10 protein-coding genes are annotated in these 12984 nt (G+C 62.0%); all 10 read left to right on the plus strand.

The window, feature by feature from the left end; genetic code table 11:
• The first annotated feature begins 42 nt into the window (after nucleotides 1-42).
• Entirely contained in the window at nucleotides 43-2112 is a 2070-nt protein-coding gene (locus E4633_RS07435) for an ATP-binding protein (protein WP_135869630.1), read from the plus strand.
• 113 nt (nucleotides 2113-2225) lie between these two features.
• Nucleotides 2226-2996 carry an MBL fold metallo-hydrolase gene (locus tag E4633_RS07440; protein ID WP_135869631.1) on the plus strand — a complete coding sequence of 257 codons (771 nt, stop codon included), beginning with the start codon at nucleotides 2226-2228 and terminating at the stop codon, nucleotides 2994-2996.
• Nucleotides 2997-3098: 102 nt separating this feature from the next.
• Entirely contained in the window at nucleotides 3099-4394 is a 1296-nt protein-coding gene (gene purB, locus E4633_RS07445; RefSeq protein WP_135869632.1) for an adenylosuccinate lyase, read from the plus strand.
• On the plus strand, nucleotides 4387-5475 hold the full coding sequence (locus tag E4633_RS07450; protein ID WP_135869633.1) for a mechanosensitive ion channel family protein: 1089 nt from the start codon (nucleotides 4387-4389) through the stop codon (nucleotides 5473-5475). Before purB ends, E4633_RS07450 begins: the two co-directional genes overlap by 8 nt.
• Nucleotides 5459-8449, plus strand: a complete 2991-nt coding sequence (locus tag E4633_RS07455; protein ID WP_135869634.1) for a phosphoribosylformylglycinamidine synthase subunit PurS — start codon at nucleotides 5459-5461, stop codon at nucleotides 8447-8449. Before E4633_RS07450 ends, E4633_RS07455 begins: the two co-directional genes overlap by 17 nt.
• 100 nt (nucleotides 8450-8549) lie before the next feature.
• On the plus strand, nucleotides 8550-9374 hold the full coding sequence (locus E4633_RS07460) for a phosphoribosylformylglycinamidine synthase subunit PurQ (RefSeq protein ID WP_135869635.1): 825 nt from the start codon (nucleotides 8550-8552) through the stop codon (nucleotides 9372-9374).
• 88 nt (nucleotides 9375-9462) lie between these two features.
• Nucleotides 9463-10884: an amidophosphoribosyltransferase gene (purF, locus tag E4633_RS07465; protein WP_135870424.1), complete on the plus strand. Its 1422-nt coding sequence runs from the start codon at nucleotides 9463-9465 to the stop codon at nucleotides 10882-10884.
• Nucleotides 10881-11429 (plus strand): orotate phosphoribosyltransferase, encoded by a 549-nt coding sequence (gene pyrE / locus E4633_RS07470; RefSeq protein ID WP_135869636.1) that lies wholly within the window; start codon nucleotides 10881-10883, stop codon nucleotides 11427-11429. Before purF ends, pyrE begins: the two co-directional genes overlap by 4 nt.
• 180 nt (nucleotides 11430-11609) lie before the next feature.
• Entirely contained in the window at nucleotides 11610-12281 is a 672-nt protein-coding gene (locus tag E4633_RS07475) for a YkgJ family cysteine cluster protein (RefSeq protein WP_135869637.1), read from the plus strand.
• A 103-nt stretch (nucleotides 12282-12384) separates the two neighbouring features.
• Nucleotides 12385-12942 carry a YaeQ family protein gene (locus E4633_RS07480; protein ID WP_135869638.1) on the plus strand — a complete coding sequence of 186 codons (558 nt, stop codon included), beginning with the start codon at nucleotides 12385-12387 and terminating at the stop codon, nucleotides 12940-12942.
• Nucleotides 12943-12984 lie beyond the last annotated feature (42 nt).

A 12984-nucleotide genomic window follows, 5' to 3' on the forward strand; every position in this document is an offset into this window, starting at 1 on the left:
GCGCACCATTTTCCAACACGCGGGCTGCTGGACATTTACTTGATGAAAATGACACTGGAAAAACGCATCCTTCTCTTCTCTTTCCTGATCCTCTTCCTTACTATCTTCATTAGTTCAGGTATGGATATCATGGCGTTGCGCAAGGACCAGGTGAGCGCTCTCAACCTGCGCTCCAAGGGTCTCGCCGTGGCGCTCAAGTCCAACATCGAGAAGGTGTTGAACCTGGGGCTAGAGCTGAAGGACATGACCGGGGTCTCCGAGAAGTGCCGCGAGATCATCGAGGGGAACCCGGACATCGCCTACTGCGTGGTGACCGACCTCGGCGGGCGCGTGCTCTTCGCCAGCGATCCCCGTTTCAACGCCATGCCGCTGCAGCCGCAGCAGCAAAAGGAAGAGTCGCGTCCCGGTGACGAGCCGGTCTACAAGCGGCGCGTTTCCATGGTGTTCGACGGGACCCACAACTCTTATTACGACAACGCCGTCATGGTTATGAGCCCCTACGGCAAGCCGATCGCCCAGGCGCACGTTGGTTTCAGCGAACAGGTCGTCTTCGACAAGATGCGCGGCATGGTGCTGAAGACCCTCCTGTTGCTCGCCTTCTCCCTGATCACCTCCTTCACCCTCATCATGCTCTTCATGCGGCGCTACGTCACCCAGCCGATCTCGGTCCTTCTGAAAGGGGTGAAGCAGATCTCCGAGGGTGCCTTCGACACCCATATCGGCGAGGTGCAGGTCGACGAGTTCAACGAGCTCGCCAGAAACGTGAACATCATGTCGCAGTTCCTGAAGAACAGGGACGCCGAGATCAAGAAGAACTACCAGGACATGGAGCGGACCTTCGAGGAGCTGCAGGCTTCCTACCGCAAACTGGAGACCCTCTCCACCGACCTCGAGCGCTCCGAGGAGCTGTACAAGTCGCTCATGGAGGACGCAAGCGACGCCATCGTCGTGATCGGGGCGGACGACTCGATCCGCATGGTGAACAAGATGGCGGAGGAGTTCTTTGGCTACGAGGCGAAGGAACTCGTGGGACTTCCGCTCACCAAGATGCTCCTTCTTTTGAACATCAGCAACATCCCGAAGGTGCACCGGATCTTCCGCGAGGCCTCCGAGGGGGCGCACATCGCCGAGGAGATGCAGCTCTCCAGGAAAGAGGGGGGCGCCATGGTCGCCATGCTGCACGCCTCAAGCATCAAGAGCGGCTCCGAGACCCTCGTTCAGGCCATCTTCCGCGACGTGACGCGCGAGAGGGAAATCATCCTGAACCTGGAGAAGAGCTCCGCCGACCTCGCGCGCCTGAACCGGATGAAGGATTCCTTCCTGGGGCTTGCCTCGCACGAGCTTAAGACGCCGCTCACCGTCATCATGGGGTACTCGGAGCTCATCACCACCGATCTCGCCGACAAGGTGGACAAGACGGTACTCGAGATGGTGGTGAACATCGCCAACGCCGCCTCGCGCCTGGACAACATCATCAAGGACATGGTCGACGTTTCGATGATCGACGAGAAGAGGCTGCAGTTGAAGGTGGAGGACATCCAGCTGAACCGCCTCATCGAGGCCTCGGTGAACGAGCTGCGCTTCTTCTTCTCGATGAGAAAGCAGGAGGTGGTGCTGAACCTCGACGAGTCGCTCCCCTCGATACGCGGCGATGCGCTGAGGCTCATGCAGCTACTCTCGAACATCCTTGGAAACGCCATCAAGTTCACCCCGGACGGCGGGCGCATCACGGTGAGCAGCTCGGCGAAGTACCTGCTGCGCGGCCCCGCGGGGTCGGCGGAGGGACGCGAGCATCACCTGTTCCTGGAGATCACCGTCACCGACACCGGTATCGGCATCGACCGCGAGGACCAGCTGCGCGTCTTCGACAAGTTCTACGAGGTGGGGAACATCCAGGAGCACTCAAGCGGCAAGGTCGCCTTCAAGGCGAAGGGGGCGGGGCTTGGCCTCTCCATCGCCAAGGGGATCGTCGACATGCACGGCGGCGAGATCTGGGTCGAGTCCACCGGCTACAACCCGGAGCGCTTCCCGGGCTCCACCTTCCATATTCTGCTCCCGCTGGCGCCCGGTCTGGGCGAGGGGAACACCGACTACAGCAGGCTCCTGCGTTAAGCAAAACTCAGCAACTTCATCTTGAATCCGCTACCTGTTTCCTGTATAAAAATAAGGTTTTTCTGCCGTTCATGAGCCCCGTGCGGGCGATGTGCGAATTCTCGGAGGGATGGATGAGGCTCAGCCTCCTGGCAAGTGGCAGCAAGGGGAATTCCCTGTTTCTGGAAACCGATGCCTGCCGTTTGCTGATCGATGCCGGCCTCTCCGGCCGGGAGACGATGACCCGGCTCGCCTCGATAGGCGTCGACGCCGACACCCTGGACGGCATCATGGTGACGCACGAGCACGGCGACCACATCCGTGGCGTGGGAGCGCTCGCCCGGCGCCTGAAGATTCCGGTGCTCTGCTCGAGCCTCTTGCTGCAGGCGGCTGGCCACACCATCGGCAAGGCCGAGTTCATCGAGTTCGAGGCCGGTTCCCCCTTCGCCTTCAAGGGGGTGTCGGTCGACCCCTTTCCGATCACCCATGACGCCTGCGATCCGGTCGGCTTCCGCATCGAAAGCGGCGAGGGGTGCATCGGTTTCGCAACCGATTTAGGGATCGCCACCCGGCTCACCCAGGAGAAGCTCAAGGGGTGCCGGGCGCTGGTTCTCGAGTTCAACCACGACGAGCAGATGCTGCAGGACGGCCCGTACCCCTGGCATCTGAAGCAGCGCATCCGCTCCCGCCACGGGCACCTCTCCAATTCGGAGGGGGCGAACCTTTTGGAGGAGCTCCTGCACCCCGAGCTGCAGGGGGTCTTCCTCTCACATCTCTCCGAGGTGAACAACGATCCGGCGCTGGCCTTTGCCGCCGCCGACGGGCTTTTAAAACGCCAGAACCTGTGCGGCCCCGACCTCTTCGTCGGCTGCCAGCACAAGGTCTGCGGCGTGTTCTCCGCTTGATCCTTTGCGCCGGGCGTCGAAAAGGGGGCTCCCCCCGGTGACGCGCGGTGCAGCTGTTTTCGCCATACAAAAAACTAGACATGCAAGAAGGGGGAACTATTCGTGATCGAACGTTACAGCCGTCCTGAAATGACCCGCATCTGGGAACCGGAAAACCGCTACCGCAAGTGGCTCGAGATCGAGATCTACGCCTGCGAGGCGCACGCCGAGATGGGGCGCATTCCCAAGGACGCCGTGGCGCGCATCCGTGCCAAGGCAAGCTTCGACGTGGAGCGCATCGACGAGATCGAGCGCACGGTAAAGCATGACGTCATCGCCTTTCTCACCTCGGTTGCCGACTACATCGGCGACGACTCCCGCTTCGTTCACCTGGGGCTCACCTCCTCCGACATCCTCGACACCTCCTTCGCCATGCTCCTCAAGGAGGCGGGCGAACTGATCATCTCCGACATCAAGCGTCTCATGGCGGTCATCAAGACCCGCGCCTTCGAGCACAAGATGACCCCGCAGATGGGGCGCTCGCACGGCATCCACGCCGAGCCGGTCACCTTCGGCCTCAAGATGGCGCTTTGGTACGACGAGATGGCCAGGAACCTGAAGCGGATGGAGTCCGCCCTGGAGACCATCTCCTACGGCAAGATCTCCGGCGCGGTCGGCACCTTCGCCAACATCGACCCGCAGGTCGAGGAGTACGTCTGCAAGAAGGCAGGCCTGAAGCCCGCTCCCTGCTCGACGCAGGTGCTGCAGCGCGACCGTCACGCCGAGTACTTCACCGCGCTCGCCATCGTCGCCTCCTCCATCGAGAAGTTTGCCGTCGAGATCAGGCACCTGCAAAGGACCGAGGTGCTCGAGGCGGAGGAATTCTTCAGCAAGGGGCAGAAGGGGTCCTCGGCGATGCCGCACAAGCGTAACCCGGTCCTCTCCGAGAACCTGACCGGTCTTTCCCGCCTGATGCGCGGCTACGCCCTCTCCGCGATGGAGAACGTGCCGCTGTGGCACGAGCGCGACATCTCCCACTCCTCGGTAGAGCGCATCATCGGCCCGGACGCGACGGTAACGCTCGACTTCATGCTGAACCGCGCCATCGGCCTCATTGAGAACCTCGTGGTCTACCCCGAGAACATGATGAGAAACCTGAACCAGATGCGCGGCCTCATCTTCTCCCAGCGCGTGCTTTTGAAGCTCGCCGAGGCGGGTGCCTCCCGCGAGAAGGCGTACGCCCTGGTGCAGAGAAACGCCATGAAGGTGTGGGAAGAGGGCAAGGACTTCCAGACCGAGCTTTTGAACGACGAAGAGGTGGCCGGTTTCCTCCCCGCCGAGGAGATCAAGGAAGCCTTCGATCTCGGTTACCATCTGAAACATGTCGATACCATTTTCACGAGGGTCTTTGGTGGATAGCATCCTGTACTACCTGGCGCCCGACGAGATGGATCCCTTCCTTCTCTTCTGGGGCAAGCAGGCACTCATCTCCGCCGTCATCATCGGCGCTTTTTACCTCCTCTCCAGGCTGGCGCAGCAACTGCTGACCAAGGTCGGCACGCGCCTTTGCTCCTTCACGGAGACGGATCTCGACGACAGGATCCTTGAGCGGGTCTCCGGACCCGCCATGCTCCTCGTCAACTGCGCCGGTCTGTATCTTGCCATCAGGCGTCTTCCGCTGCACGACCGGATCGGCATCATCGCCTCGGGGCTTCTCTTCGTGGTGAACATCTCCATCCTCACCATCATCGCCTACCGCGCCCTGGACGAGCTCTTGAAGGCGTACGGGGCGCGCGTTGCCGGTGCCGAGATGAGCCGGCAGCTCATGCCGCTCGTGGAGAAGCTCTGCACCATCTTCCTGGTGGTCACGGCACTCATCATCACGCTAAAGCATTTCAACTACGACATCCTCTCCCTGGTCACCGCCCTTGGCGTCGGATCCCTCGCCATCGGTCTCGCAGCGAAGGACACCCTGGCTAACATGATCTCCGGGTTCACCCTGATGATCGACCGCCCGTTCCGCATCGGCGACCGGATCACGCTCGGCGCCCAGACCGGGGACGTCATGGACATAGGTCTCAGGAGCACCAAGATCAAGGGGCTCGACAACACCCTCCTGATCATCCCGAACTCCGAGCTTTGCAACTCCAACCTGATCAACATGGCCTTTCCCGATGTACGCGGCAAAGGTAGGGTCAACGTCGGCATCGGCTACGAATGCGACGTGGCGCGCGCCAAGGAGATCATGGTGCAGACCGCCCTCGACGTTGCCGAGGTGCTGAAGGACCCGGCCCCGGAGGCGTTCTTCGTGAACTTCGGTGACAGCGCCCTGAACCTCTCGCTCTTCTTCTGGGTTCCCGAATACACCCAGGTCTTCGGCGCGCAGGACAAGATCAACAGCGTGCTCCTCAAGAGATTCCAGGAAAACGGCATCAACATCCCGTACCCGACGCGGACGGTCATCTATGAAAAGGACACCAACAATGCCCCACAGGATTGAGATCACCCTAAAGGACGAGGTCCGCGACCCGCGCGGCGAACGTATCAAGCGTGAGATCGGACACTTCCTCCATCTCGACGTGGCCGAGGTACGCACCATCGACGTCTACACGGTCGATGCCGAGCTCTCCGCCGACGAGCTGGCGCAGGCTGCGGCCGGCCCCTTCAGCGATCCGGTCATCCAGGACTACTCAATCGACAAGCCCGCTGCGGCAGGCTTCGACTTCCTGGTTGAGGTCGGCTTCCGCGCCGGCGTGACCGACAACGTCGGGCGCACCGCCAAAGAGGCGATCGGCTACCTGCTCGGTCGTCAGCTGGCGGCGGGGGAGGGGGTCTACACCTCGGTACAGTACCTCCTCTCCGGCAAGCTGACCCAGGCCGACGCGGAGAAAATCGCCACCGGGCTTTTGTGCAACACCCTGATCCAGCGCTACCAGATCCTCGACGCCGCGACCTTCAAGGCGCAGGGGGGCGTTGCTCCCTTCGTGCCGAAGGTGCAGGGCGAGGCGAAGGTAGAGGTGAACACGGTGAACCTCGAGGTCTCCGACGAGGAGCTGATGCGCATCAGCCGCGACGGCGTGCTGGCGCTCACCCTGGACGAGATGAAGATCATCCAGGCGCACTACCGCGATGAGAAGGTGCGCGAGGAGCGCGTGAAGGTAGGTCTCTCCGCGGCACCCACCGACGTCGAGCTCGAGGCGCTGGCGCAGACCTGGTCCGAGCACTGCAAGCACAAGATCTTCTCCGCCGACGTCACCTACGAGGACGGAGAGGGGAACACCGAGAAGATCAACTCCCTTTTCAAGAGCTATATCCAGAAGACCACCGCCGACGTACGCGCGGCGCAGGGTGACAAGGATTACTGCCTCTCCGTCTTCAAGGACAACGCGGGCGTCATCAAGTTCAACGACGACTGGTCCCTCGTCTTCAAGGTCGAGACGCACAACTCCCCGTCGGCGCTGGATCCTTACGGCGGGGCGCTCACCGGCATCGTCGGCGTCAACCGCGACCCGTTCGGCACCGGCAAGGGCGCGAAGCTCATCTTCAACACCGACGTCTTCTGCTTCGCCGATCCTTTCTACGAGAAGGAGCTGCCGAAGCGCCTTCTGCACCCGCGCCGCATCTACGAGGGGGTCGTCGAGGGGGTTGAGCACGGCGGCAACAAGAGCGGCATCCCGACTGTGAACGGCTCTCTCGTCTTCGACGAGCGCTTCGCAGGGAAACCGCTGGTCTTCTGCGGTACCGCAGGCCTCATGCCCGCCGCCATCGCGGGTGAAGCGTCCCACGTGAAGAAAATCGTTCCGGGCGACCTGATCGTCATGACCGGCGGCCGCATCGGCAAGGACGGCATCCATGGTGCGACCTTCTCATCGGAGGAGCTGAACGAGAACTCGCCGGTTTCCGCTGTGCAGATCGGCGACCCGATCACCCAGAAGCGGATGTTCGACTTCCTGATCCGCGCCCGCGACAAGGCGCTCTACCGCTTCATCACCGACAACGGTGCAGGGGGGCTTTCCTCCTCCATCGGCGAGATGTCCGAGGAGTGCGGCGGCTGCGAGCTCGACCTCTCCAAGGCGCCGCTCAAGTACCCGGGCCTCGCCCCCTGGGAGATCCTCATCTCCGAGGCGCAGGAGCGGATGAGCCTCGCCGTTCCCCCGGAGCAAATCGACGAGTTCATGGAGATGGCGAAACGCTACGGCGTCGAGGCCACCGTGCTTGGCACCTTCACCGATTCCGGCATCTTCCACATGCTCTACGGTGAGAAGACCGTGGCGTACCTGCCGCTTTCCTTCATGCACGCGGGGCTTCCCCCGATGCAGATCCCGGCGCGTTGGGATAAGCCGGTGCACGAGGAGCCGAAGCTCGAGGTATCCGGCGACTACACCGGCGACGTCAAGGCGCTCCTCTCCTCGCTCAACATCTGCTCCAAGGAGAGCGTCGTGCGCCGCTATGACCACGAGGTGCAGGGCGGTTCCGTGGTCAAGCCGTTCACCGGCGTCGACAACGACGGCCCGTCTGACGCCGCCGTGGTCCGCCCCGTGCTCGACTCCTTCGAGGGTGTCGTCGTAGGGCACGGCATCTGCCCGCGCTACAGCGACATCGACGCCTACGACATGGCTGCGAACGCCATCGACGAGGGGCTCAGGAACTACGTCGCCGTCGGCGGCTCGCTCGATCTAGTCGCCGGTCTGGACAACTTCTGCTGGTGCGACCCGGTCCTCTCCGACAGGACCCCGGACGGCCCCTACAAGATGGCGCAGCTCGTGCGCGCCAACAAGGCGCTCTACGACTACTGCACCTTCTTCTCCATGCCGCTCATCTCCGGCAAGGACTCGATGAAGAACGACTTCTACGACGGCACGACCAAGATCTCCATCCCGCCGACCCTTCTCTTCTCGGTCATCGGCAAGATGGAGGACGCGCGTCTCGCTGTGACCATGGACGTGAAGCGCGCCGGCGACCAGGTGTACCTGCTGGGCGCCACTGCGAACGAGCTGGGTGCTTCCGAGTACCTGGTGCAGAAAGGCTTCGTGGGGAACAACGTGCCGAAGGTCGACGCTGCGGCCGCACTTGCCACCTACCGCGCCTACGGTGCCGCCTTGAACGCGGGGCTCGTCGCCTCCTGCCACGACCTCTCCGACGGCGGCCTTGCCGTCGCCGCGGCCGAGTCCGCCTTCGCAGGCGGTTTCGGGATCGAGCTCGATCTCGCCAAGGTTTCCTTCAAGGGGGATGCGGCAGGCAAAAGCGACGTCGTGCTCCTCTTCTCCGAGTCCGCATCGCGCCTTCTGGTGACGGTGCGTCCCGAGAAGGCGGAGGCCTTCGAGAAGGCGATGGCGGGAACCGCGTTTGCGAAGATCGGCGCGGTCACCGAGGAGCCGGCCCTGAAGGTGAAGGGGCTTTCCGGCGGCGTGGTGGTGAACGCCGCGAACGCCGAGCTGAAGGCCGCCTGGCAGGCGCCTTTGAAGGACCTTTAAGCGGTCCATATCGCGAATCTTTTATATGCAGAAAAAAAGCGGGTTATGCCATAATGCATGGCGTTGTGCCCGCTACCAACTTCGATAGAGGACTTTATAGATGACCAAGGCTAAAGCGCTTGTCATAACAGGCAACGGCACCAACTGCGAGATGGAGGCGGCCCACGCCTGCAGGCTGGGCGGATTCGACGAGGCGCGCATCGCCCACATCGCCGAACTCCTCACCGGCGAGGTGAGCCTGGACGATTACCACTTCCTGAACCTGACCGGCGGCTTCCTGGACGGCGACGACCTCGGCAGTGCCAAGGCCCAGGCGAACCGCCTGCGCTACGCGGCCGTCGAGGGGAAAGAGGAGCGCCTGGTGGACCAGATCACCCGCTTCATCGCCGACGGCAAGCTGATCCTCGGCGTATGCAATGGCTTCCAGCTCCTGGTGAAGATGGGGATGCTCCCGGCGCTTTCCGGGAACTACCTGAACCAGACGGTAACCCTCACCTACAATGAATGCGGCCGCTTCCAGGACCGCTGGTGCTACCTGAAGGTGGACGCCGATTCCCCGTCGCTCTACACCAAGGGGATCGAAGGCGGGGTTTATCTCCCGGTGCGCCACGGTGAAGGGAAGTTCCTCGTGGACGACGCGAAGACGCTCGACGCGATCGAGGGGAAACATCTCGCCTGCCTCAAGTACTCCGACAAGAACTACGAGGCGGCCACCATGGAGTTCCCCGAGAACCCCAACGGCTCGATCAACGCCATCGCCGGCATCTGCGATGAGACCGGAAGGATCATGGGGCTCATGCCGCACCCCGAGGCCTTCGTACACCGCACCCAGCACCCGCGCTGGACCCGCGAGGAACTGCCGGAAGAGGGCGAAGGGCTCATCTTCTTCAAGAACGCGGCGAAGTACGTGAAAGAGAACTTTTAGTATTCCACTCTCTCGGACCATCACTTCGAGGGATACGACAAAGATCGACAGGTAAGCAGTTCTTTTATAAGGAGCAGTCGTGGAAGAAATGATGATGCGCAGGCCCGAAGAAGAGTGCGGCATTTTCGGTGTCTTCAACCACCCGGAGGCGTCCAACCTCACCTACCTTGGGCTCTACGCCTTGCAGCACAGGGGACAGGAAAGCTGCGGTATCGTCTCCTCGGACGGTGCCAACCTGCACGCACATAAAAGCATGGGTCTCGTCGCCGACGTCTTCGGCAACCAGGAGATCTTCAAGACCCTTCCCGGTCGGTCGGCCATCGGCCACGTCCGCTACTCGACCACCGGGTCGTCGGTGATCAAGAACGTACAGCCCATCAACGTGGATTACTCCCGGGGCTCCATCGCGGTCGCCCACAACGGCAACATCGTCAACGCCCAGATCATCAAGGACGAACTCGAGGCCTACGGTTCCATCTTCCAGACCACGATGGACACCGAGATCATCGTGCACCTGCTCGCCACCTCCAAGGCCAACTCGCTTCTGGACCGCCTGACCGACGCACTGAACCGGATCCAGGGCGCCTACTGCCTTCTCTTTTTGACCGAGAGCCGCATGATGGCGGCGCGCGACCCGAACGGCTTCCGCCCGCTTTGCCTCGGTCGCCTGGGGAGCGCCTACGTGGTCGCCTCCGAGAGCTGCGCCCTCGACCTGATCGACGCCGAGTTCATCCGCGAGATCGAGCCGGGCGAGGTGATCGTCATCGACAAGAACGGCATGACCTCCTTCTTCCCGCTGAAGAAGGCGGAGCCGACCCCGTGCATCTTCGAGTTCGTCTACTTCGCTCGTCCCGACTCCCGCATCTTCGGCAAGAACGTCTACCAGGTGCGCAAGGAGCAGGGGCGCCAACTGGCCCGCGAGCACAAGGTCGACGCCGACATCGTCATTCCGATCCCGGACTCCGGCGTTCCGGCCGCCCTTGGCTACGCCGAGGAATCCGGCATCCCGTTCGAGTTAGGTCTCATCCGCAACCACTACGTCGGGCGTACCTTCATCGAGCCGCAGCAGGCGATCCGCCACTTCGGCGTGAAGATCAAGCTGAACCCGGTGCGCGAGGTGCTCAAAGGCAAGCGCGTCGTCGTCATCGACGACTCCATCGTGCGCGGCACCACCTCCAGGAAGATCGTCAAGATGATCAGGAACGCAGGCGCCTCCGAGGTGCACGTGCGCATCTCCTCGCCGCCGACGAGCTACCCCTGCTACTACGGTATCGACACCCCGAACCGCAAGGAGCTGATCTCCTCGTCCCACTCCATCGACGAGATCCGCCGCTACATAACCGCCGATTCGCTCGGTTATCTTTCCGAAGAAGGTCTCATGTCTACCGTCGGCGCGGAAAACGCCGGCTTCTGCACCGCCTGCTTCACCGGTGGCTATCCGGTTAAATTCCCGCGTCTGCTCGAAGAGCCGCAGATGGGACTATTCGAAAAGGAGATCGAGAAGAAATGAGCGAGAAGGAAAGGCTGAAGAAGATCATTATTGAGCTGTCCTACGAGAAGAGGAACGTGACCCTGGCTTCCGGCCGTCAGAGCGACTTTTACTTTGACGGGAAGCAGACCACGCTGCACCCCGAGGGCGGCTACCTGACCGGCAAGCTCTTCTTCGATGCGATCAAGGACGTGGAAGGGATCGAAGGGGTAGGGGGGCTCACCCTGGGCGCCGACCCGATCGCCACCTCGACCTCCGTGGTGAGCTTCCTGGAAGGTAAGCCGGTTCCGGCTTTCATCATCCGCAAGGAGCCGAAAGGCCACGGCACCGGCGCCTGGCTGGAAGGGCGCAAGAACCTGAAGCCCGGCTCCAAGGTGGTCATCGTCGAGGACGTGGTGACCAGCGGCGGTTCCTCCATCAAGGCGATCAAGCGCGCCGAGGAGGAAGGGCTGAAGGTACTCGGCGTGGTCACTCTGGTGGACCGCGAGGAAGGCGGCCGTGAGAACATCGAGGCGGAAGGGTACTGGCTGAAGTCCATCTTCACCAAGGCCGAGATCCTCGCCTAGTTCACCCGGCATCACCTGTTTCATCGAAGGCGGCAATTGTTCCATTGCCGCCTTTGTTTTTCCTGCTCCTCCACCCGGAGTGGGGGGCTCGGGAGGGGGGACGCATGAACATGACGCTGCGCGCCCTTTCCCTGACCCTCCCCCTTCAGGGGAGGGGACCATGGACGGATTGTTTTCTTTATGGAAGAAATACTGGAAAGAAATAAAGAGTTGCTCTCCCAGGTGGATGCCTGGTTTTCCCGCTGCATGGAGGCTTACCCTCAGCACATCGCCTGCCAAAGCGGCTGCTCGGCCTGCTGCCGGAGCACTTTCGACATCACGCTCATGGACGCCTACTACCTGAAGCTGGGCTTCGACGCCCTGCCTGTCCCGGTCAAGGATGCAGTGCTGGCCAAGTGCCGTGAACGGCTCGCCTTGATGCGGGAGCATTGGCCGGAGCTCGACCATCCCTTCGTGCTGAACTACCGCCCGGAGGAGGACTGGGAAATCCTCATGCCTGACGAGGACGAGACTCCTTGCGTGCTCTTAGGTGTGGACGGGCGCTGCCTGGTCTATCAAAACCGCCCGATGACCTGCCGGCTGCACGGCATTCCCCTCGTGGATACTGAGGGGGAGGTGATGCACGACGAGTGGTGCACCATGAATTTCACCGAGGTCGATCCGCTTGCTCTGTCCGGGCTAACGGCGCCGTTTGATGCCATCCTCCGCGAGGAGGTGGCGCTGTTCCGGGATTTCACCGGGCAGATGCTGGGACGGAGGATGAGTGAGCTGGATACCCTCATTCCGCTCGCGCTGCTTATCGATTTCGACGGGTTCGATTGGAAACGCTGGGCGAAGGAGGGGGGCGAATAATCACTCGCCCTGGGGCGCAGCGCCTTTCGTTGAACGCGGAGGGAGATGTAGCCAGTCCCCGCTCAACGGCCGCACGTAAGCATAATCAATAGGAGTTTTTCACGTGGCACTTCCCTCCACTATTTACCGCGCTTCCGTGCAGCTCTCGGACCTGGACCGCCAGATCTACGCCGAACTGCAGACCACCATCGCCCAGCATCCCTCCGAGACCGCGGAGCGACTGCTCGCCAGGCTTTTGGCATACGCGCTTTGCTATCGCGAGGATCTCTCCTTCACCAAGGGGATTGGCTCCGGCGACGAGCCGGATCTCTGGAGCAAGGGGCCGGATGGGCGGGTGCAGCTCTGGGTCGAGGTGGGGCAGCCGGACCCTGAAAGGCTCGCGAAGTCTTGCCGCCACGTGGAGCACGCGTTCTTGCTTGCCTTCGGTGCCAACGTGACCCGCTGGCTGGCCCAGCACCAGCAGAAGCTGGAACAGGTGAAGAACCTCACCGTCTGCATGGTTGATTTCAAGTTCCTGAGGGAGCTTTGCGACGGGCTGGAGCGGGTCATCAATTGGTCTGTCACCATCACTGAGGGAAATATCTACCTGACGGTGGGCGGCGGGAGTGTGGAGGCTTCGGTTGAACATGTTTGTGGGCCGCAGCGCACAGAGTTGGTTTAAGGGGTAAGCCGGCGTTTCATCTAAAGGCAAATCCCCCCTGTC

Source organism: Geomonas terrae (genome assembly GCF_004791675.1).
In the GTDB taxonomy this organism is placed as follows: domain Bacteria; phylum Desulfobacterota; class Desulfuromonadia; order Geobacterales; family Geobacteraceae; genus Geomonas; species Geomonas edaphica.